The sequence below is a fragment of the Amycolatopsis sp. NPDC051758 genome, from assembly GCF_044453095.1.
GTDB lineage: Bacteria > Actinomycetota > Actinomycetes > Mycobacteriales > Pseudonocardiaceae > Amycolatopsis.
The window spans coordinates 24,702-44,817 of record NZ_JBITCJ010000008.1; the positions used below are offsets into that span (position 1 = coordinate 24,702).

Consider the following 20,116-nt stretch of genomic DNA (forward strand, 5'->3'; position numbering starts at 1 on the left):
GTCGGCGAACAGCTTGTACTCCTGGGTCAGGCGCAGTGGCGGGCGGTGAACTTCGAAATCCCGGAGCCGACCGGGATCTGTTTCCCCGTGGGCAGGGTGACCGTGGCGGTCGTGTTGCCGGGCACCGTGACGGTGAGGTCGAACCGGCAGCCGGTCTGCGTCCACGCCGAGGCGACCACCCCGCGGACCGTGTCGATCGAGGCCGCGACGTGCCCGAGCCCGGCCGGCACCCGCGGGGCGATCGTGATCGCCGCGTACCCCGGCACCGCCGGCGTGATCCCGGCGAACTGCGTGTAGAAGGCCGCGTTGATCCCGGCGAACATCGCGTGGTCGTGGGTTTCCATGCCCGACTCGTAGGTCCACTGCTCCCACGGCGTTGTCGCGCCGCGGCTGATTTCGTACCCGAAGCCCGGGTAGGTCTGCTGGCGCAGCACGGTCAGGGCGACGTCGATCCGGCCGGCCTTCGCCAAGGCCTCGGGCAGGTACCGGGTGCCGAAGATCCCGGTGTCGAGGTGCCCGCCGTTCTTCGTCAGGATGGTGTCGACGAGCTTCGCGCCCACCCCGGCCACCTTGTCCGGCGGCACCATGCCGAAGGCCAGCGGGAGGATGCTGGTCGTCTGGCGGCCGTCGCCGTAGGTGGTGCCCGAGGCGTCGAGGAAGTGCGCGTTGAAGGCGTTCGCGATCGACGTCGCCAGCCCGGCGAAGTGGGCCGCGTCGGCGGTGTTCCCCAGTGCGCGTGCGGCTTTCGCGACGTCTTCGGCTTGCCGGTAGGACAACGCCGTGTTGACGATCGACCGCTCGCTGAAACAGTCGCCCGCCGACGGGTTTCCCTGTCCCCCGTTGGCGTTCGGGCTCCGGTCGGGCGGGCACCAGTCGCCGAAGCCGCGGTCCTCCGGCCAGATGAACCCCGGGTAGGCGGCGGCGTTGGTGTCCACGAACGCCTTCATCTTCGGATAGGCCGCGCCGAGCCGGCCGAGGTCGCCGTACTGCTCGTAAAGCGACCAGGCCAGGTCGACCGATCCCCCGCCCATGTCCGGCAGCTGCGCGTTGCCCGCGTCGCTCGGCAGCGCCGTCCCGGGCGGCAGGTCGAGCAAGTACTTGCCGTAGAAGGAATCCATGCCGAAGTCCAGGACGGACGCGTCGTGGTAGGCCTGCACGTCCATCCCCGGCGGCGTCCGCTCGTCGCGGACGGGGTTGTCGGTCGGCAGGCTCATCGAGTTGTTCAGGACCGCTCGCCGGTTGTTCGCCCAGATCGTGTTCAGCAGCGGGTCGGACGTCTCGACGTGCCCGGTGGCGGCGACGTCGGCGTGCACGACCCGGCCGGCGACGCTGCCGAGGTCCGGCGTCCCCGGGTAGCCGGTGAGCTCGAGGTAGCGGAAGCCGTGGTAGGTGAACCGGGGCTCGTAGACCTGGACACCCGGCGCGGCGCCGAGCGTATAGGAGTCGGTGGACGCGGCGTTGCGGTTGGTCGTGGTGTCGAGCGTGCCGTCGGCTTCGAGTTCTTCCGCTGTGCGCATCCGCACGGTCGTCCCGGCCGGCCCGGCGACGCGCAGCTGCGCCCAGCCCGCGAAGTTCTGGCCGAAGTCGTAGACGTACACCCCGGGCCGAGGCTGCTTCACCGACACCGCGCGCAGGGTCTGCACCACACGGATCGGCGGCGCGGTGGCCGCGGTCAAGGTGGCGCTGGGCGCCTGGACCGTGCGCACCGGGTGCCAGGCCGCGTCGTCGAAGCCCGGCCGGTCCCAGCCGTCCTGTGCGAGCCGGGCGTCGTAGCTTTCGCCCGCGTAGAGGTCGTTCGCCGTCACCGGGCCGTCGGACCACCGCCAGGACTCGTCGGTGGTGACCGTCCGGCGGGTCCCGTCGGCGAAGGTGACGACCAGGGCCACGATCCCCTGTTTCGGCCCGGTCCAGCGGAACCCGTACTGGCTGAAGCGCGGCCCGTACCCGTTGCCCAGCCACAGCCCCGCCGCGTTCCGTCCGATGTGGACCTGGTTGGTCACGTCGAAGGAGTCGTAGAGGTTTTGCTGGTCGTAGGGCGTGCTCCCGGGCGACAGCACCTGGTCGCCGACCTTGCCGCCGTTGAGGCGCAGTTCGTAGAAGCCGAGCCCGTACACGTACGCGCGGGCGCTCGCGACGGGCTTGTCCAGGACGAACTCGTGGCGCAGCAACGGCGCGTCCGGCGACTGGGCGAGCAGGAGCGGATCACCCTGCGGTTCGAGCTGCCCGCCGGTGACCGTGGCCCCGGGGAACCGGGCGTCCGGGGTCGCCGAGAAGTCGTCGGAGAACAGCGGTGTGCCGTCGAGACCGTGCACGGCCAGGTTGTCGTAGGCCGCGGCTTCGGGCGTGCCCTGGCTGACCGAGGTCCGGAACCCGATGGTGCCGGTGCGCACCGCGTCGACGGTCCGGGAGTCCACTTCGGTCCCGTCGATGACCGTCACGATGGTGCTCCCCCGCGCTTCGATCCGCAGGTGGTGCGGCGCGCCCGCGTTCTGCGGGGTGATGACCGCACTCAGGTCGGTCTCCCCGAGGAGCGCGAAGGACCCGTGGCTCTTCTCGTGCGGCCGCAGCAGCACCTTGCCCGGTGTGGTGGCGGCGTTCACCTGCCACATCAGGAAGTCGTCGGAGCCGGCGGCCCGGAAGACCACGCTCGCGGCCGCGGCCTTGATCGTGAAATCGACGTCCAGTGCGAAGTCCTGCCACGCGTAAGCGCCGCCGGTGTCCGGCGTGATCCACTCGGCGCCCGCCCAGTCGGCCGGCGTGGGCCCGCTCTCCCACCACGCCGCCTCGGCCCTGGCCGGAGAGCCTCCGCGAGCTCCCCACACCTCGACGGTCCAGTAGTTCCGCTTGCCCACCGCTGCAGCGGGCCCGCGGTAGGGCACCGCGACCGACTCCGCGCTCACCACCTTGCCGCTGTCCCAGACATCGGCGCGCCCCGCCGCGAGCAGCTTCGTGCTGGTGGCGACGAGGATCCGGTACGCCGTCTGCCGCTCTCCGGAGCGCAGCTTCCAGCTCAACGTCGGCGCACTGCCTGCGGCGAGCGGGTTGACAACGTTGTCCGCCCGCAGATCGAAAGCCGGGACGGGAGCGGGAGAGGCAGCGGCACTCACCGCAGACGTCGCCGGACTCGTCACCAGCACCGCCAGCAGAAAAGTGAGCACCACGCGGGCGCGATGACGGGACATGACCACTCCACTCGCCAGTCGACTTCGTTGTTCGATCCTGGGTGGAACTCAGCTGCCTTGAAACGTTTCAAGCATCCTAACAACCCTCTCCCGACTCGCCAAGACTGTCGACGAGACAAGAACGGGACGAACGCCTATGCCGGGGCCAGTGCCCGGCGCCAGTAACCGGTGACACTGCGGCGCACTTGCTCGACCTCAACACCGCGGGGATCCAGCAGCCGCTGCAAGGCGATCCCGCGCAGCTGCCCGACAACGGCGATCGCGACGTCGTCCGGCTCGAGGCCGGGATCGATGTCACCGGCCGCGATGCCGGCCTCAACGTCGTCGCGCAGGTCGGCGCGGAAGGCGGCGTCCCGCTCGCGGAAGATCGGGGCCAGGTCGGGTTGGGTGGCGGCCTCGGCCCACAACAGCAGGAAAGCCTGGTTGAAGACGCCGAGCCGGCCGAGTTCGCCGAGGTAACCGTCGATCAGCCGCAGCAGGCGGTCGAGCCCGGGAGGCAGCTCCCCCAGGCCCGGCACGAACCCCGCCTGCGTGGCCCGGGCGAGCCGCTCGACCAGTGCCTGCTTGGCACCGAAGTGGTGCGTGACGATGCCGCGGCTGTACCCGGCGCGTTCCCCGACGCGCGCCAGCGTCAGCGAGCGCACGCCCTGTTCGACGACGAGTTCGGCGGCCGCGGTGAGCAACGCGGCCTCGGCCTGGTCCCGGCGTTCCTGCTGGGTGCGGCGGATGGTGACCATGGGCCGAGCTTAGCAAACTAACTTGCGTGTTACTCAGCAAGTATGTGTACCATCGGCCCAGCAGGCGGATCCGCCCTGTCGTCAGGAGGAGTCGTGCAGTCCGAGTCGCACATCGCCGTCGCACCCTGGAACACCCTCGCGAGCGGTCACTGGAACCACTTCGCGGAGGGCGACCGGGTGCTGGTGTTCGGCGAACCGGACCCGGCGAACGGCAGCCGCCGGGTCCGGCGGGGAAGGGTGCTCGCCCCGCCTTCAGCCGAGATCATCACGATAGGTTTCGAGAATGCCGGCCAGGAGGAGTTTTCGCCGGCCGATCAGGTCCACGTCAGCCACGCGGCCGGGGCCTGCCGGTGCGTGGTGGCGATCTCGTGAAGCGGCGCCACCCGGTCGCTGACCGGGCGCTTCTCAGGCCACCTTGATGACGACCTTGCCCGCGGCGTGGCCGTTTTCGACGGTGGCCAGAGCCGCCGGGGCGTCGGAAAGCGGATGGACCGCGGTGATCACCGGCGCGAGGACGCCCTCGAGCGCCAGCCGGGCCGAGCGCGCCAAGTTCTCACGGTCGAGGCGGCGCTCGACGAACCGGCCACCCACCTCCGACACGGACTGGTCCCCCACGGCGATCACGTTGCGCGGCTCACGAGCCAGCCGGGCGACCGTCCGCAGCGAGGTCCCGCCGACCAGGTCGACGATCCCGTCGACGCCGTCCGGAACCAGCTCGCGGACCGCGGCGGCAACGTCCTCCGCGGTGTAGTCGACGAACTGCACCCCGGCCGCCTCGGCCTGCTCGCGCTTGGCGGCACTGCCGGTGCCGAGCACGCGCAGCCCGCGCGCCGCGGCCAGCCGGGCGACCGCGAGGCCGACCCCGCCGCCCACCCCGTTGACCAGGATCGTGGCGCCGGCCGCGAGGCCGAGCTGATCCAGCGCGTCCACCGCGGTCGTCCCGGCCACCGGCAGCGTCGCCGCCACGGTCGCGGACAGCCCCGCCGGGATGCGCGCGGTGTTCGCCGCCGACAGCACGGTCGTCTCGGCGTACGTGCCGCCGCCGGTCAGCGCGAAGCCGAAGACCGCGTCCCCCACCTCGAGCCCGTCGACGTTCTCCCCCAGTGCCAGCACGGTCCCGGCTGCCTCCATGCCCAGCACGAGCGGGAACGGGCGCCCGCCGTCGAGCCCGGGGACCAGCCCTGCGCGCAGGAGGTGGTCGAGCGGGTTGACGCCGGCGACGTCGACCCGGATCAGCACCTCACCGGCACCGGGCGCGGGATCGGGGCGATCGAAGAACTCCTGCACCTCGGGCCCGCCGTGCCTGCTGAAACCCCACGCCTGCCCCATTTTCCGCCGCCTTCCGGATGACCACCCGGTGGTTCCGGGCTCTGCGGCCATCGTCACCGCTCACACCGGTGTCAGGGGCAACCGGCTGAGGCGCGGGTCACAACGTCAGGCCGGCTGGCCGGCCAGCACCGCGCGGTGCCGGTTGTTGGCCTCGATCACCACGTCGAGCGCGTCCCGCGCCTCGATCAAGCGCGCGATCTCGACGTCGATCCGGTCGCGCTCGCGCGTCATCGTCGCGAACGCCTCCTCGACGACACCCGCGTCACCCGGGGTTTCCACGCACGGCAGCACCGACGCGATCACCCGGCTCGACAGGCCCGCGTCGAACAGCTGCCGGATGAGTGCCACGCGCTCGACCACGGTGTCGGAATAGTGCCGCTGCCCGGCGTCGGAGCGTGAGCTGGTCAGCAAACCCTGCTCCTCGTAATACCGCAAAGAACGCGAACTCACGCCCGTACGCCTGGACAGCTCACCGATCCGCATGCCCGAAATGCTACGCCGCCCGCTCCGGGCTACCGAGGAGATGACGCGGGGATGGCGTTGTTGATGAGGACAACGGCGATGGCGGCCGCGGCGGGAAAAGAATTGCTGTCGAGGACTCGGGTGCGGGCCGAGGCGCCGTCGATGAGCAGGGCCAGTTGTTCGCCGAGTTGTTCGGGGTCGGTGGCGCCGGCCTCGCGGGCGGTTTCGGTGAGCCGCGCGGCGATGGCGGTCTTGTAGTCGCGCGCGTACCGGGATGCGGGGTGCTGGGGGTCGTGGAGTTCGACGGCCGCCGCGATGTAGGGGCACAAGGGTGTCGACGCGGGCATCTCGAACGCGGCGAGGAGTCGTTCGCGGGGCGTGAGGTCGGGGCGGTCGAACACTTCGGGCATGACGTCGGGATCGAAGCGGCGCAGGTATTCGGTGACGAGTTCGTCCTTGCCGGCGAAGTGCTGGTAAGCCGTGCGCTTGGACACCTGGGCCACGGTGCAGAGCTCGTCCATGCCGGTGCGGTTGATGCCCTGGTTGCGGAAAAGTTGCTGTGACGCAGCGAGGATGCGCTCGCGTGCGCCCCGGCCGCGGCGCTGACCCAGCGGGCCCTTCTCCAACTCCGTCATGCCTGCAGCGTACACCGTTCGGTACCGACCGGTGTACATAGCTTGCGCTCCCAGCAGCCGCCAGCTACGTTACATACACAGATTGGTGTACATAACGCTGATCCGGTCCGGATACCCAGCAACGCAACGGAGTGATCGTGGGAAAGCTCGAGGGCAAGGTCGCGGTGATCACCGGCGGATCCACCGGCATGGCACTGGCCGGCGCCAAACTGTTCGCCGAAGAAGGAGCGCACGTCTTCATCCAGGCCCGCCGGCAGGAAGCACTGGACGACGCCGTCGAGTTCATCGGCCGCAACGTCACCGCCGTCCAGGGTGACGCGGCCGACCTGGCCGACCTGGACCGCTTGTACAACACCGTAAAGCGGGAAAAGGGCTCGATCGACGTGCTCTGGGCCAGCGCCGGGATGGGCGAACCCGCCGTCCTCGGCGAGATCACCGAGGAACAGTTCCACCGGGCCTTCTGGCTCAACGCGCGCGGCACCCTGTTCACCGTGCAGAAAGCGCTTCCGCTGATCAACGACCACGGCTCGATCTTCATGACCGGGTCCAACGCGTCCCTCGGCGCCTTCCCCGGCTGGAGCCTCTACGCGGGAAGCAAAGCCGTCCAGCAGGCGTGGGCCCGCGTCTGGCTCAATGAACTGCGCGACCGCAAGATCCGGGTCAACGTCCTGACCCCCGGCCAGGTCGCCACCCCCAAACAGGAAGAACTGTTCGACGAGGCGACCAGGGACGCGTTCGAGTCCCTCATCCCCCGCGGAAAGATGGGCCGCCCCGAAGAAATCGCCACCGTCGCCCTGTTCCTCGCCTCCGACGACTCCAGCTACGTCAACGGCCTGGAACTGGTCACCGACGGCGGCACCACCGCCATCTGAGCGTCACCTCGAAACAGGAAGAGAGCACACCTCATGAGCACCATCACCCTCATCGGCACCGGGAACATGGCCCGCACCATCGGCACACGCGCGATCGCGGGCGGCACCACCGTCGAGGTCATGGGACGCGACCAGGCCAAGGCCGACGCCCTGGCCAAGGCTCTGGGCGGCGGCGCGACGACGGGCACGTGGGGCGCCGTCCCGGCCGGGGACATCGTCATCACGGCCCTGTTGTACAACGGTGTCGTTCCGGTCGTCGCCGAGTACGGAGACGCCCTCGCCGGCAAGGTCGTCGTCGACATCAGCAATCCGTTCAACACCACGTTCGACGGGCTCGCCCACAGCGAGGAGACCTCGATCGCGCAAGAAGCCGCCAAGGTGGCCCCGGCCGGCACCAGCGTGGTGAAGGCGTTCAACACCATCCTCCGCAACGTCCTCGAGAACGGCCGGCCCACCGTCTTCATCGCCGGCGACAACGCACCGGCCAAGGCGAGCGTGGCGGAATTCGTCACGAGCCTCGGGCTGCGCCCGCTGGACGTCGGCGGCCTGAAAATGGCGCACTGGCTGGAAGGAATGGGCCTGATCACGGTGAGCCTCGCCGGCAACGGGATCGGTCACGGGGACTTCGCCCTCGGCGTCGACGAATTCGCCGGCTGAACCGCACTGACCGGAGGAAATCTCGGCTTCCCCCGTCCCGTCGTCGGGCGGCCGCGATCCTGACGCGCGGTTCGATATTGCGTTGCCGCCCCACGGAGGCGGTGTCTACGTTGCGGTGATGCATTCGCGACTGCTGGCGGTGGCCTTCGAGGCGGACGACCCGGCTGAACCGGCGCACTTCTGGGCCGGCCTGCTCGGCCGGGAGGTCGTCGAGGACGCCGGCGGTGTGCTGCTCCCGGGCGGGGACGCCCAGCTCGGCCTGCGGTTCGTCCCGGGCCGCGCCGGCCGGCTCGGCGCGAACCGGATGCACCTGCACCTGACCAGCGCCGACCTCGACGACCAGCGGCACACGGTGGCCACGGCGATCAGGCTCGGTGGCCGCCACGTCGATGTCGGGCAGCGCGCCGAGGAGACGCACGTCGTCCTGGCCGACCCGGCAGGCTACGAGTTCTGCGTGATCGAGCCGGGCAACAGCTACCTCGCCGGGTGCGGCCCGCTGGGCGAGCTCACCTGTGCCGGCACCCGGCAGGTCGGCCGGTTCTGGAGCGAGGCGCTGGGCTGGCCCCTGGTGTGGGACCGGGGCGAGCAGACCGCGATCCAGTCACCCCGCGGCGGCACGAAAATCGCCTGGGACGCATGGGACGGCACGCCCGAGGCGCCGAACCGGCAGCGCTTCGAACTGCTCCCGGCGGACGGCGACCAGCGAGCGGCGGTCGACGCGTTGATCTCCCTCGGCGCCGCCCGGCTCGACACCCGCAACGACGGCACCGCCGTGCTGGCGGATCCGGACGGCACCGAGTTCTGCGTGCGGCCGGCCGGTCACGACACCACGGGGCTGCGTGGGTGAGCCTGAGTCCGCGAAGCACCTTCGCGGCAACCTGAGCCCTGTTCTGCGGGTTGGACGGCGTACTCGGCGGCGCCATCCCGCCGCTGGTCGCCGCGACCATCATCGGCAGCTTCACCTTCGGCGTCCTGCTCGCCGCCTACTGCCCGGTTCCGGCCCCCGTGGAGGAGACGGCGTAGAACTATCGATCACTGTCCCCCGGCTGCCCAGCCGCGCGCGCTGAGCACCTGGGGAGGACCGCGCCGGCGAGGTAGCCCGGGCCGAGCGGGCCCGGACCGGAGCCGCCAGGAATCATCTCCTCATGCCGACCTCCTCACCTCGGGCGCGAGTCCAGCGGACCGAACGCTGGTTCCTCCGGCGCGGGACCCCGACGATGATCGCCGGGTACGGCTTCACCGAGCACGTCCTGCCCCGCATGCTGCCAGCGCTCGTGTTCGTCACGCTCGCGAGCCTCGCCTGGCTGGTCCCGCTCAAGACCGCCGGCTCGGGCCGCTGGGTGCTGCTCGGCATCGTCGTCGCGGTGACCATCGCGGCCTGGGTGACGATCTCGCTGTTCGTCCGGCGCCTGCCCCGCTTCTCCCGCGCCGCGACGATCGCCATCCTGATCACCTACGCCGTGATGCCGGTCGCCGTCCCGCTGCTGCAGCTCGCCGTCGACGGCGACATCACCCTCCCGGGCGCCCGCGCGCTGGGCGTTCTCGCGTTCCTCGTGTTCTTCGCCGCCGTCTTCGCGGCCACCTACCTGGCCACCACCTACGGCGTCGGCACCCTCGTGCGTCAAGCCGTCCGGCAAGCGATCACCGACCTCCGCAACAGCGTGCAAGTCCTCGGCCGGGCCCTGCCGGTCCTGCTCTTCGTCACCCTGTTCCTCTTCTTCACCGGCGAGCTGTGGCAGCTGATGAACCAGCTCGCCTGGTGGCGCCTCGCCCTGGTCGTCGCCCTCTTCGGCGCGGTCACCGTCCTCGCCGCGGCCGCCCGCCTCCGCGAGGAGATCGGCCGCGTCGAGCAGGACTTCAGCCCACCCATGCTGACCGCCGCCTGCGCCGGCACCCCACTCGCCGCCGTCACCATCGACGGACCCATCCACGCGGTCAGCCTCAACGGCCGCCAGAAACGCAACTTGCTGCTGATGCTGGCCACCCGCCAGCTCGTCCAAGCCGCGGTCATCGGCCTCGCCTCGTTCGCCTTCTTCGTCCTCCTCGGCGTGATCATCGTGACCCCCGCCGCAGCCGAACAGTGGATCGGCGCAACACCGGCGATCTCACCGCTGCTCCCCGGCGTCCCGGTCGCCCTGCTGCGCAACGCCACCCTGCTCGCCGGATTCGGCAGCATGTACTTCGCGGTCACCTCGATGAGCGACACCGAGCACCGCAAACAGTTCTTCGCCCCGATCATCGACGAGATCGAACGCACCCTCGCGGTACGCGCGGTCTACCTCACCCTCCAACCGAACACCGCGACGTCCATCCAGTCCTGACCACGCGACACGATCGATCCCGGAGCGAATAGGGCGTTATACAACCACCGTGCGCGAGGGAACGAGCCTCTTCACCACATGTCATCTTTTCGATGACCACCTACTTGTCATCACTTCGATGACATGTTAGAACAGTGGAGCGTGTTGACACCACAGATCAACGAATCCGGAGGTGGAACCCGATGTTGATGCGCACCGACCCCTTCCGTGAGCTGGACCGCTTCGCCCAGCAGGTCTTCGGCGGCCCCGGAACCTGGTCGAAGCCGGCCACGATGCCCATGGACGCCTACCGCGCCGGCGACGAGTTCGTCGCCTGCTTCGACCTGCCCGGCATCACTCCCGACGCCATCGAGCTCGACGTCGAACGCAACGTCCTCACCGTCAAGGCGGAACGACGGCCCGCACCCGGCGGTGACGACGTGCAGATGCAGGTCTCGGAACGGCCACTCGGCGTGTTCTCCCGCCAGCTGTTCCTCGGCGACACCCTCGACACCGACCGCATCGCCGCCGACTACGAAGCCGGGGTGCTGACCCTGCGCATCCCGATCGCCGAGAAGGCCAAGCCCCGGCGCATCAAGATCACCGGCACCACCGACCGGAAGGAAATCCAGGCCTGACGGCCCCGCTGTCCGGGCAGGACCGGCAACCCCGAGCCGGTCCTGCCCGGTCCGCTGTCCCAGAAAGGCATCTCCACCCGTGACCGCATCGCTGTACACCCCGACCGGCCACCCCCACCCGGCCTTCACCGCACTGCAGAGCTACCTCGCCGACGTGACCACCACCCTCGGCGTCGGTCTCGAGTCCTGCACCGTCGACCACGACAGCCCGGTTTCCGCCTACGTCGCCCTCGACGAACACCTGCCCGGCTACCCGGATCGCGACGTCGCCCTGCTGTGGGACGAGGTCCGCGGCTGGGCCGCCGCCATCGAAACCCACTCCGGCGAAGACCTCATCGTCCTTCGTTATCTCGGCGGCACCACCGTCACTCCGGCACCCGAGGCCATCACGCGGTTCATGACGGCGCTGCGCGAGGACGACCACCACGTCGGCCGCCTCGACCCGCCCGTCATCCGCACCGCCGGCACCCTCACCGAACTGCAGGCCATCCTGTCCGGCCGGAGACCAGCGTGAACTCGCCAGCCTTGCCGCTGCCGGTCAGTTTTGCCCTCGCCGTGCGCGGATACGACCGTGTGCAGGTCGACGAGCACCTCGCCGACCTGCACGACGAAATCCGGCTCCTGACTCTCGACCGCGACGCCGCGCTCACCGAAGCCGAAACCCTCGCCCGGCTCCTCGAAAACACCCGCGTCGAGGCGGGTGACCTGCGCGCCCGCCTCGACCGCGTCGTCCGCGCCCCGGCCGACCCAGCGGCCGTCGGCGACCGTGTCCAGCGTTTGCTCGAGCTCGCCCGCGCCGAGGCCGACACCATCGTCGCCACCGCGCGCGAACGCGCCGCAGCCATCCTGCGGCACGCCACGACGGCCGAGCGACGCACCGCCGCCCGCCTGCGGGCGATCGACGACTACCTCGCCCGGGTCGAGCACATCCTCGCCGAGGAACCGGAGCCCGCGGTCCGCGAGGAAAGCCTCGCCGCCGCCTGACATCCGCGATCACCACGGAGAACGACATGACCAAGTCCGCGCACGAGGCGGCAGAGAGGATTCTCGCGGCGGCCGCCGAAATCGGTGTCACCCGGCAAGAAGTCGTGCTGGTGACCCGGGCGGTGCACACGATCAAGCAAGGCCGCTCAACAGATGTCGCGCTCACCGACACCGAACAACACCGGCGCCGGAAGCTGGCTCACCTCGTCGGCACCGAGATGTGGGACCCGTACCTGGACCCCGACGCCATCCTCGCCGCCGTCACCGGGACGAACCCGCCGGTGGGCCCGGAGCCCCGGTCACCTGCCCTGCACACCTAGCCGAGCGGTGCGCTCGCGATCGAGCGCACCCCGGGTTTCCGGGCCTGCCAGGAGCGCGATGATGAACACCAAGGTCGCGCCCACCAAGAAGATCGCGAGCCGTGAGGGGACGTCCGACAGTTCCGGGCTGAGCAGGCTCACCAGGGTCGGCATCAGCCCGCCGAGCATGAAGCCGAGGTTCCAGCTCACCGCGGTGCCCCTGGCCCGCAGTTCGGTCGGGTACTGCTCGTTGAGGAAGATCATCAGCGGCGAGTACGCGGCGTTGGACAGCATCACCATGACGACGCACAGCAGCGCCGCGCCGGCCGGCCGGGATCCCGACCACCTCGCTGCGCAGGGTGGGCAGGTACCCGGACGTCAGGTAGTACTGCGCACCACCACCGGCGGCCATCGCGATGTTGAGCGCGAGGATCTTCTTGCCCCGGCCGCGAACCAGCTCCCGGAACGCCACCGGCGCACGCTGTTTCGCTCGGAACTCCGGGGATTCCTCGACCTTGCGCAGCACGAACAGGCTCAGCAGCGCGCTGAGCAGCCCGCACGTCGCCCGTGCCTCCTCTCCTACTCAGCGGCGCCCTCCTCCGACTCGAGCTCCAGCACTCCCCATCCCTCGGGAAGACGGCCGGCCTCGCCGGGCACCCGGATCACCGTCCCAGGCGGCCAGATGCTGTCCACCTTCAGCTTCCGCTTGTGCCCGCCCAGGCGGACCCACACCCGCGCGATCTCGGGCGGCTGCGCGAAGCGCGCGCCGGCGAACCCGACCGGGCCGTCGAAGCGCACGTCGTCGAAGACGACTTCACCGTCGAAGCGCGCGTGGACGAACCCGCCGACATCGCCGAAGCGCGTATCGAGGAACCGCGTCGATCCGCCGAACTCCGCCTCCCGGAACCAGGCCCGGTCGGCAAATTTCGTGTTCTCGAACCACACGTCCGCGGCGAACCGGGTGCGCTCGAACTTGACCCAATTGCCGAAGTGGCATTCGTAGAACCTCGTCACGCCATCGAACTTCGCCTCCGTGAACACCGCGAACTGCGCGAACCGCGTGCCGTCGAAGTTGACGCCGTCGAACTCCGTCCGGACGAACTCCACTCCTCCAGGGAACTTCGCCATGTTGAACACAGCGTCGCCGGTGAACCGGGTCTCAGTGAAGTCGGTGTTGCGGCCGAATTCGGCGGCGGAAAAGTCCGACGAGGCGAGCGTGGCGCTGCCGAACCGAGTGAACGCGCCGGCGAACCGAACCTCCTTGAAACTGGCGTAAGCGCTGAACTTCGCGTGGGTGAAGTAGACGTTGCCGGCGAACTGGGCGCCGGCGAACCGCCCCCGGACGAAGCGCGCCTTGTCGAACTCGGCTCGGTCCCCGAACCGCGCACCCACGAAGGACCCCTCTTGCGAGAACTTCGCTCCGGTGAACACCACGGACGAGCGGAAGTCCGCCCAGTCGAACTTCGCGCTCCCGCCGAAATCGGCGTCGTCGAAGCGGGCATAGCCATCGAAGGTCACCCGCCCGAACCTGGCGTCGTGGTCGAACCGCGCATGGCTGAAGCTGGCTTCGCCCATGAACCGCGCCCCGGTGAACACGGCGCTCAGCCCGAAGCGCGTCCCGCCGAACCACACGTCACCGGTGAAGGTGACGCCGGTGAAGTCGACGGCGACGACGCGGCAGCCGATCAGGTTGGCCGGCCCGAGCACGGCACCGGTGAGGTCCAGGCTGATGTCCGCCCAGAACGTGCCGACCGGCTCATCCTTGGCGCCGTACATGAGGTGGCGGAACAAGATCGCCTGCGCGGTCCGCCGGACCTGATACTCCGCCTCCGCGTCCGTCGCCATGGCGGCCGGGGTGCCGGCACGGGGCGCGGGCGGGGCGAGCCGCACCGAGGCGCGTTGCCGGGCCGCGCCGCCCAGCAGCGGCCGCGGCACCCCCGACGGCCGGGCCGTCGGCCGCGCCGCCGGTTCGCGCCGCGGTGGGTTGTACGGCATCCGCAGGTAGGCACACAGCAGGTCGACGATGGTCTGCCGCTGGGCGGGGTTGTCCTGCGCGAGCCGCTCCAGCGCGTACAGCCCGGCCAACCGCGCCGGGGCCTGCGGCGAGCCGAGCTGGTCGGCCGCCTTGCCGTACAGGTCGGTGATCCTGCGGGCCTCAGCGTCGGCGACGGTGGCCGCGTGGGCCGCGCGGACCTGATTCAGGCTCAATTCCGAGGTCCGCTGCCGGCGCGCGGTCAGCCACAGGGCCGCCGCACCCCCGGTGCCGACCACGATCGTGCCGGCTGTCTTGATGGCGTCCAGCTGGTCGGAGTGCCCGCCGCCGCCGAACGCGACGAGCAGCCCGACGGCCAGCCCGACACCGAGCACGACCAGCGCGACGGCCGCCCAGGCCATCGCCCGGTGGGAGAGCACGGGCAGCTCTTCCGGCGGTGTCACGGGCGGCCGGTACACCAGGAGCGATTGCGGTGGGGAATCCGGCGGCGGGACGGGGTCGAGCAGATCCGGAATGGGCGGCTGCGTGCTCACCCGCTCATCATGGCGGTCCCCGGCCATCGCCGGGGCTCGATCAGGGCACGACGAGGAACCCCGTGGTTACTCCGATGACCGCGGCCCGAACTCCTCGCGGATCTCGTCGACGGACATCATCGCCAGGCCGTGGTCGGTGGCGAACGCCGTGATCTCGCCGCCCGTGGCCGTGTCGCCGCAGGCGTTGATGACGTGGGCCAAGACAGCGGCCGGGCGCCGTCCCGCAAGCCGCGACAGCGCCACGGCGGCGTCCGCCGGTGTTGCGATGCCGTTCTCACGAGCACGGATCGGCACGACATGGCCGGGCCGGCGCAGGTCGGCCGGGCCGGTGGACGGGTCGGCCAGCAGAGTGATCGTGCGGGCGCGGTCGCTGGCCGAAATTCCTGTGCTCACCCCGTGCGCGGCGTCGACCGCCACGCACTGGTCGACGCCGGACCGGACCCAGCTCGTCGCCGGCATGGGTGGGAGCTGGAGCCGGTCGCAGTCGTCTCCGGTCAGCGCGACGGTGAGGAATCCCGACGTATGCCGGACGAAGAAGGCGATCCGGGACGCCGTGGCGGCCTCGGCCGTGAGCACGAGCACACCCTCGCCGGCCGCGGTGAGCACCGTGGGCTGACCGAGCTCGACGGTGCCGAGGGCGTGACCCACCCGGGAGCGGGCGGCCACGTCAATCGCTCTCGGGCTGCAACCGCACGAACGGCGACAGTTCGCGGGACTTGCGCTGGATCTCGGCGGCGAACGGGGCGCGGACGTCGCTGTAGTGCCGCAGCGCCGCCGGGATGTCGCCGGGCCCGGCTCCGCGCAGGTGCTCGGCCAGTGCGACTGCGTCCTGGATGGCGAGGTTGGCGCCCTGCCCTTCGGACGGCAGCATCGGATGGGCCGCGTCCCCGAGCAGCGTGACGCGGTTCTGCGTCCACCGCTCGATCGGGTCCCGGTCGTACATGCTGAAGGCGATGACCTCGGTCTCCTCCACCCGGCGCACGAGCTCGGGAACAACCGGGTTGAAGCCGTCCAGGCGCTTCGCCAGCTCGTCACGGGAGACCGTGTCGCGCCACGTCTCCCCACCGGGCTCGTCCGATGGCAGCACCGCGTCGAAGCCCAGATACCTGCCCTGCTCCACCGGCATCATCACGAAGAACGAGCGTGCCTCCGCCCGCTCCCACATCAGCGCGCGGGCCTCCGGAATCAGATCCTGGACGCGGCCCGCGGGCACGATCCCGGGAAAGCTCCGCAACCCGGAGTACACGGCCTCGTCCGGGCCCAGCATCCGCCGGATCCGGGAGTGGATCCCGTCGGCACCGATGGCGGCGAGAGCGCGAGCCGAACTGCCGTCCGCGAACCGGAGTTCCACGTGGTCGCCGTGATCGAGCACGGCCTCGCACTTCGCGGACAACCGCACCGACTCCGCCGGCACCCGCGCGGCCAGCAGGCGGTGCAGGTCGCCCCGCCGGATGCTCTCGTGCCAGTTCTGGCCGGGTTCACCGCCGGGGTCTGCGAGCACGATCTCCCCGTGCTTCTCGCCGGTGTCGCCTCGCAGCAGGCGGATCGTGTCGAACCGGAACACGCACGGCTCGTACCCGGGGTCGAGTCCCCAGCCGTGGAGAATCCGCACGGTGCTGGAGCGCAGGCCGATCGCCGCCCCGCGCTCCCGTTTGGTGGACGCCTGTTCGTACACCTGCACCGGGATGCCTTCCGCGTGCAGGGCGACGGCCGCGGCCAAGCCGCCGATCCCGGCGCCCACGATCGCGATGGGCAGCGACTCTGGTGAACTCATCCTTGCTCCTTGACGATTTCGGGACCGTGTACCGGTGGGGCGGCGATGTTCACGCCGCTCCAGTGCTCGGCGAGCATGCCGCCGCGCACCCGGTAGGCGTCGTAGACGTAGTACGGGTAGGTCGTTCCGCCGAGGCCCGGCTCGGGCTGGGGAAGCAGCCCGGCGATCACGACGAGGTCGGCCTCGGCGACGACGACCGACGGTGGAACGGAAATTTCGGCCGGAGCCGGAATCGGGCCGCCGGGGAACGTATCCCGGACGAACTGGGCTACGCCGTCCCGGCCGGGCAGGGCGTGGCTCGCGTGCTGCCGGTAGTCCTCGGCCAGGAACTCCGCGACGGCGTCCGGGTCGTGGGCGTCGAAGACGCGGCGGCAGAACTCCAGCACGAGGCGTTTGCCGGCGGCCAGGTCGTGCGGCTCCGGCGAAAGGTCGGCCGCGGCCCAGCGCGCTACGCCGGGGTCCGGAATCCGCAGGGGTGGCGCGGCTTTGTCGGAGGAAGGCCAGTGCTCGGCGATCCGGCCGTCGCGAACGCGATACGTGTCGAAGGAGTAGTACTGATAGGTCGAGCCGGGATGGCGCGGATCGGGTTGCGGGAGGTAGTAGCACGTCGTCACCAGGTCGTTCTCGGCGATGACGAACACGGGATCCAGCAGCTCGGCTTTGCCCGCCCCGGAAGCACGGCGGATGAACTCGGGCAACGCCGAGGCGGTGCCCGGCAGGCCGGAACCGTGCTGGACCAGGTCGGTGGCAACGAAGTCATTCGTTGCGCCGATGTCGGCCACCGCGGCGTCGAAGAAGTCCAGGACCAGTTTCTTGGCGGGGTTCACGAACGCGTCCTCTCGGGTGCCGGTGCCCGCCGGGCGAAGCCGGAGAACGCGTCGAGCGCGGTGGGGTCACTGAGCGAGCCCGGCGCGGCGACCGTGTCCGGGGCCGCGCCCCGCAGGAGGTGTTTGACGGGGATTTCGAGCTTCTTCCCGGTGCGGTTGTACGGGATCGCGGGTACGGCTTCGATGGTGTCCGGCACATGCCGGGGCGACAACGCCGACCGGATAGTGGCCTTCAGGTTGGCGCGCAGGGCACCGTCCAGCGGCTGCCGGGTGACGACGAACAGCAGCAGCTCGCCGGGCCCGCCCGCGGAATCCTCGAGGTGGACGACGAGGCTGTCGTCGATCTCGGGCAGCTCCTCGACGACGCGGTAGAACTCCGCGGTGCCCAGCCGCACGCCGCCGCGGTTGAGGGTGGCGTCGGACCGGCCGGTGATCACACAACTCCCGGCCGAAGAGAAGCGGACCCAGTCGCCGTGCCGCCACACGCCCGGATAGGTGTCGAAATAGGTGGCGCGGTAGCGGCTTCCGCCGGGATCGTCGCCCCAGAGCCCGACCGGCATGGACGGCATCGGGGCGGTGACGACCAGTTCGCCCAGCTCGCCGACCACCGCGTGGCCCTGGGGGTCGAAGGACTGGGCGTGGACGCCCAGCGCGGGCCCGGACATCTGGCCGGCCCACACCGGTTGCAGGGGTGAGCCCTGGACGAGCCCGGTGCACACGTCGGTGCCGCCGCTGCCGACGTTGAGCAGCACGGTGTCGCCGAGCTGTTCGTGAATCCAGCGGAATCCCTCGGCCGGCAGGGGGCTGCCGGCCACGGGGAGGTGCCGGAGGGCGGCCAGGTCGAACTCTTCGCCCGGCCGCACGCCCTCCTTCCGGCAGGCCATGAGATAGCCGGGGCTGGAACCGAAATGGGTGGCACGAGCCAGCTCGGCCATTCGCCACTGGTGCCGCAGGTCCGGGTGCAGCGGGTTGCCGTCCAGCAGCACGATCGAGGCGCGCACGAGCAGGCAGGACACCAGGACCTGCCACATCATCCAGGCCGTGGTGGTGAACCACAGCATGCGGTCACCGGCCCGCAGGTCCCAGTGCAGGGCCAGGCTTTTGAGGTGTTCGAGGAGGATCCCACCGTGGCCGTGCACGATCGCCTTGGGTTTGCCGGTGGTGCCGGAGGAGAACAGCACGCACAGCGGGTGGTCGAACGGGACCGGCTCGAACTCCAGCGGTCCCGGTTCGGCGAGCAGGTCGTCCCAGGCGAGCGCGTCCGGCAGTTCGTCGGGTCCGTAGTGGACGTCCACGACGTGCTCGACGCCCGGCAGGCCGTCACGGATCAGCGCCACCTCCGCCCGCCGGTCGATTGGCTTCTCGCCATAGGTGTAGCTGCTGACGGTGAGCAGGACTTTCGGTTCGAGCTGGCCGAACCGGTCGAGCACGCTCGGTGCGCCGAACTCCGGCGCGCAGGCGGCCCAGACCGCGCCCAGGCTCGCGGTGGCGAGGTACGCGACGATCGTTTCGGGGATATTGGGCAGGTAGGCGACGACCCGGTCGCCCTTGCCGACACCGAGCCCTCGCAGCCCCGCTCGCGCGCGGGCCACCTGATCGCGCAGATCGGCACGGGTGAGCCGGATCGGCGCCCGCGTCTGCGAATAGGCCAGTACCGCCGGGCCGTCGTCCTCCTCGCCGTCGAGGCAGTGCTCGGCGTAGTTGAGGCGGGCGCCGGGGAACCAGACGGCGCCGGGCATCCGCGCGTCGGCCAGCACCCGCTCGTACGGTGCCCGCGACCGGACGCCGAAGTAGTCCCACAGCGACCCCCAGAAACCTTCGAGATCGGTGACCGACCACCGCCACAGCTCGTCCCAGCCGGGCAACGCCAGGCCGCGGTTCTCGCGCAGCCAGCCGAGGTAGCCGGCGGCTCGGGTCTCCTGCCGCAGCGCCGGCGGCAGCGTGTACAGCGGTTCACTCATCGGCCGTGCACGCCGACCATCAGTTCGGCCAGGTCTTCGGGTTCGAGGAACGACGGCGGTGGCGGCGGCCCCCAGCTGTAGAGGGCACGGGCGTCGGTCCAGTCCTCGGGCGTCCAGAGCTGGTCGTCGACGACGCAGTCCATGTCGGAGTAGTACTCGCTGAAGGTGCCCGCCGGATCCTTGAGGTACCAGAAGAAGTTCGAACCGATGTGGTGGCGGCCCAGGCCCCACACGTGCCGCGCCGGGTCCTTGGCCAGCATCGCGGTCGCGCCGCGCCCCACCTCGTCCACGTCGTCGACCTGCCACGACGTGTGGTGCAGCAGCGGCACCGGCGCCTGCTGGACGAGCACGTTGTGGTGGTCGGTGGAACAGCGCAGGAACGCCGCGGCACCAGGGATCCGATCGCTGACCTTGAACCCGAGCCCCTCGGTGAAGAACCGCTCGGTGGTGGGCTGGTCGGTGGAGCCGAACACGACGTGGCCGAGTTTCCGGGGCCGCACCGCGCTGTCTCGCAGCACCCCCGGGGCGCGACGGGTGGCGCGCACGACGTGTCCGGGCGCGTTGTACCCCGGTGCCGGGGTCCTCGCCACGTCCGGCCGGGACGCGACCTCCAGCCGAACTTCGACGCCGGTCGCCGGGTCCGCGGTGCTCAGCGCCGTCTCCTGACGAAGGGAACGGACGCCGAGCCGGGTCAGCGAGGCGGCGATGCGGTCGAGGTCGTCGGGGTCGTCCGCGCCGACGGTGAGCGACCGGAGTCCGCGTCGCGGGGCCGTGACGAGCTTGAGCTGCTCACCACCATCCACGGTCGACAGTCCCGCAGCGCAGCCGTCGCCGGGCGTGGAGAGGCTGAGCCCGAAGTCGCGGTAGTAGTCCACAGTGGACGCCACGTCGGGCACCCCGATGGTGATGTCCCGGAGTCCGTGCAGTGCCATG

22 protein-coding genes are annotated in these 20,116 nt (G+C 70.5%); 10 read left to right on the top strand and 12 right to left on the bottom strand.

Annotated features, from left to right (window positions below):
• Positions 1 to 26 precede the first annotated feature (26 nt).
• Together ACIA5G_RS33160 and ACIA5G_RS33165 are read right to left on the bottom strand one after the other, a co-directional pair.
• The gene (locus ACIA5G_RS33160) at positions 27 to 3,182 is read right to left on the bottom strand and encodes a family 78 glycoside hydrolase catalytic domain (protein ID WP_395930399.1); all 3,156 of its coding nucleotides are present in this window, start codon (positions 3,180 to 3,182) and stop codon (positions 27 to 29) included.
• A gap of 134 nt (positions 3,183 to 3,316) precedes the next feature.
• Positions 3,317 to 3,919, bottom strand: a complete 603-nt coding sequence (locus ACIA5G_RS33165; protein WP_395930401.1) for a TetR/AcrR family transcriptional regulator — start codon at positions 3,917 to 3,919, stop codon at positions 3,317 to 3,319.
• A 93-nt stretch (positions 3,920 to 4,012) separates the two neighbouring features.
• On the opposite strand from ACIA5G_RS33165, the gene ACIA5G_RS33170 reads away from it, so the two are divergent.
• Positions 4,013 to 4,291 carry a hypothetical protein gene (locus ACIA5G_RS33170; RefSeq protein WP_395930403.1) on the top strand — a complete coding sequence of 93 codons (279 nt, stop codon included), beginning with the start codon at positions 4,013 to 4,015 and terminating at the stop codon, positions 4,289 to 4,291.
• 33 nt (positions 4,292 to 4,324) lie between these two features.
• On the opposite strand, the gene ACIA5G_RS33175 is transcribed toward ACIA5G_RS33170, so the two are convergent.
• The 3 genes from ACIA5G_RS33175 to ACIA5G_RS33185 form a co-directional block, all read right to left on the bottom strand.
• Positions 4,325 to 5,248: a zinc-binding alcohol dehydrogenase family protein gene (locus tag ACIA5G_RS33175; RefSeq protein ID WP_395930405.1), complete on the bottom strand. Its 924-nt coding sequence runs from the start codon at positions 5,246 to 5,248 to the stop codon at positions 4,325 to 4,327.
• Positions 5,249 to 5,353: 105 nt separating this feature from the next.
• A complete protein-coding gene (locus ACIA5G_RS33180; protein ID WP_395930407.1) occupies positions 5,354 to 5,731 on the bottom strand; it encodes a MerR family transcriptional regulator in 378 nt (125 codons plus the stop codon).
• Positions 5,732 to 5,760: 29 nt separating this feature from the next.
• Positions 5,761 to 6,345, bottom strand: coding sequence for a TetR/AcrR family transcriptional regulator (locus ACIA5G_RS33185; protein ID WP_395930409.1), 585 nt, complete (start codon positions 6,343 to 6,345; stop codon positions 5,761 to 5,763).
• Between the two features lie 137 nt (positions 6,346 to 6,482).
• Between ACIA5G_RS33185 and ACIA5G_RS33190 the strand changes: the two genes are divergently transcribed.
• The 9 genes from ACIA5G_RS33190 to ACIA5G_RS33230 all read left to right on the top strand — a co-directional run bounded on the left by ACIA5G_RS33190 (position 6,483) and on the right by ACIA5G_RS33230 (position 12,116).
• Positions 6,483 to 7,217, top strand: a complete 735-nt coding sequence (locus tag ACIA5G_RS33190; protein ID WP_395930411.1) for an SDR family NAD(P)-dependent oxidoreductase — start codon at positions 6,483 to 6,485, stop codon at positions 7,215 to 7,217.
• A 33-nt stretch (positions 7,218 to 7,250) separates the two neighbouring features.
• Positions 7,251 to 7,874, top strand: a complete 624-nt coding sequence (locus ACIA5G_RS33195) for an NADPH-dependent F420 reductase (RefSeq protein WP_395930413.1) — start codon at positions 7,251 to 7,253, stop codon at positions 7,872 to 7,874.
• Positions 7,875 to 7,992: 118 nt separating this feature from the next.
• Complete coding sequence (locus ACIA5G_RS33200; protein ID WP_395930415.1) at positions 7,993 to 8,721, top strand: VOC family protein; 729 nt, start codon at positions 7,993 to 7,995, stop codon at positions 8,719 to 8,721.
• A gap of 50 nt (positions 8,722 to 8,771) precedes the next feature.
• The gene (locus tag ACIA5G_RS33205; protein ID WP_395930417.1) at positions 8,772 to 8,897 is read left to right on the top strand and encodes a hypothetical protein; all 126 of its coding nucleotides are present in this window, start codon (positions 8,772 to 8,774) and stop codon (positions 8,895 to 8,897) included.
• A gap of 122 nt (positions 8,898 to 9,019) precedes the next feature.
• Positions 9,020 to 10,195: a hypothetical protein gene (locus ACIA5G_RS33210; RefSeq protein ID WP_395930419.1), complete on the top strand. Its 1,176-nt coding sequence runs from the start codon at positions 9,020 to 9,022 to the stop codon at positions 10,193 to 10,195.
• A 182-nt stretch (positions 10,196 to 10,377) separates the two neighbouring features.
• The gene (locus ACIA5G_RS33215) at positions 10,378 to 10,812 is read left to right on the top strand and encodes an Hsp20/alpha crystallin family protein (RefSeq protein WP_395930421.1); all 435 of its coding nucleotides are present in this window, start codon (positions 10,378 to 10,380) and stop codon (positions 10,810 to 10,812) included.
• A 79-nt stretch (positions 10,813 to 10,891) separates the two neighbouring features.
• Positions 10,892 to 11,326, top strand: coding sequence for a DUF6292 family protein (locus ACIA5G_RS33220; protein ID WP_395930423.1), 435 nt, complete (start codon positions 10,892 to 10,894; stop codon positions 11,324 to 11,326).
• Positions 11,323 to 11,796: a hypothetical protein gene (locus ACIA5G_RS33225; protein WP_395930425.1), complete on the top strand. Its 474-nt coding sequence runs from the start codon at positions 11,323 to 11,325 to the stop codon at positions 11,794 to 11,796. The genes ACIA5G_RS33220 and ACIA5G_RS33225 overlap by 4 nt, the downstream gene beginning before the upstream one ends.
• Positions 11,797 to 11,822: 26 nt before the next feature.
• On the top strand, positions 11,823 to 12,116 hold the full coding sequence (locus tag ACIA5G_RS33230) for a hypothetical protein (RefSeq protein WP_395930427.1): 294 nt from the start codon (positions 11,823 to 11,825) through the stop codon (positions 12,114 to 12,116).
• Here the strand turns inward: ACIA5G_RS33230 and ACIA5G_RS33235 are convergent.
• The 7 genes from ACIA5G_RS33235 to ACIA5G_RS33265 all read right to left on the bottom strand — a co-directional run bounded on the left by ACIA5G_RS33235 (position 12,096) and on the right by ACIA5G_RS33265 (position 20,115).
• Entirely contained in the window at positions 12,096 to 12,395 is a 300-nt protein-coding gene (locus ACIA5G_RS33235) for a hypothetical protein (RefSeq protein WP_395930429.1), read from the bottom strand. The two genes, ACIA5G_RS33230 and ACIA5G_RS33235, sit on opposite strands and share 21 nt — an antisense overlap.
• A 279-nt stretch (positions 12,396 to 12,674) precedes the next feature.
• Positions 12,675 to 14,621, bottom strand: coding sequence for a pentapeptide repeat-containing protein (locus tag ACIA5G_RS33240; protein ID WP_395930431.1), 1,947 nt, complete (start codon positions 14,619 to 14,621; stop codon positions 12,675 to 12,677).
• A gap of 66 nt (positions 14,622 to 14,687) precedes the next feature.
• Complete coding sequence (locus ACIA5G_RS33245; protein ID WP_395930433.1) at positions 14,688 to 15,287, bottom strand: 3,4-dihydroxy-2-butanone-4-phosphate synthase; 600 nt, start codon at positions 15,285 to 15,287, stop codon at positions 14,688 to 14,690.
• A 1-nt stretch (position 15,288) separates the two neighbouring features.
• On the bottom strand, positions 15,289 to 16,395 hold the full coding sequence (locus ACIA5G_RS33250; RefSeq protein ID WP_395930435.1) for an FAD-dependent monooxygenase: 1,107 nt from the start codon (positions 16,393 to 16,395) through the stop codon (positions 15,289 to 15,291).
• On the bottom strand, positions 16,392 to 17,222 hold the full coding sequence (locus ACIA5G_RS33255) for a nuclear transport factor 2 family protein (protein WP_395930437.1): 831 nt from the start codon (positions 17,220 to 17,222) through the stop codon (positions 16,392 to 16,394). Before ACIA5G_RS33255 ends, ACIA5G_RS33250 begins: the two co-directional genes overlap by 4 nt.
• Positions 17,219 to 19,183 (bottom strand): acetoacetate--CoA ligase, encoded by a 1,965-nt coding sequence (locus ACIA5G_RS33260; protein ID WP_395930439.1) that lies wholly within the window; start codon positions 19,181 to 19,183, stop codon positions 17,219 to 17,221. Before ACIA5G_RS33260 ends, ACIA5G_RS33255 begins: the two co-directional genes overlap by 4 nt.
• Entirely contained in the window at positions 19,180 to 20,115 is a 936-nt protein-coding gene (locus ACIA5G_RS33265) for a VOC family protein (RefSeq protein WP_395930441.1), read from the bottom strand. Before ACIA5G_RS33265 ends, ACIA5G_RS33260 begins: the two co-directional genes overlap by 4 nt.
• Between the last annotated feature and the right edge of the window lies 1 nt (position 20,116).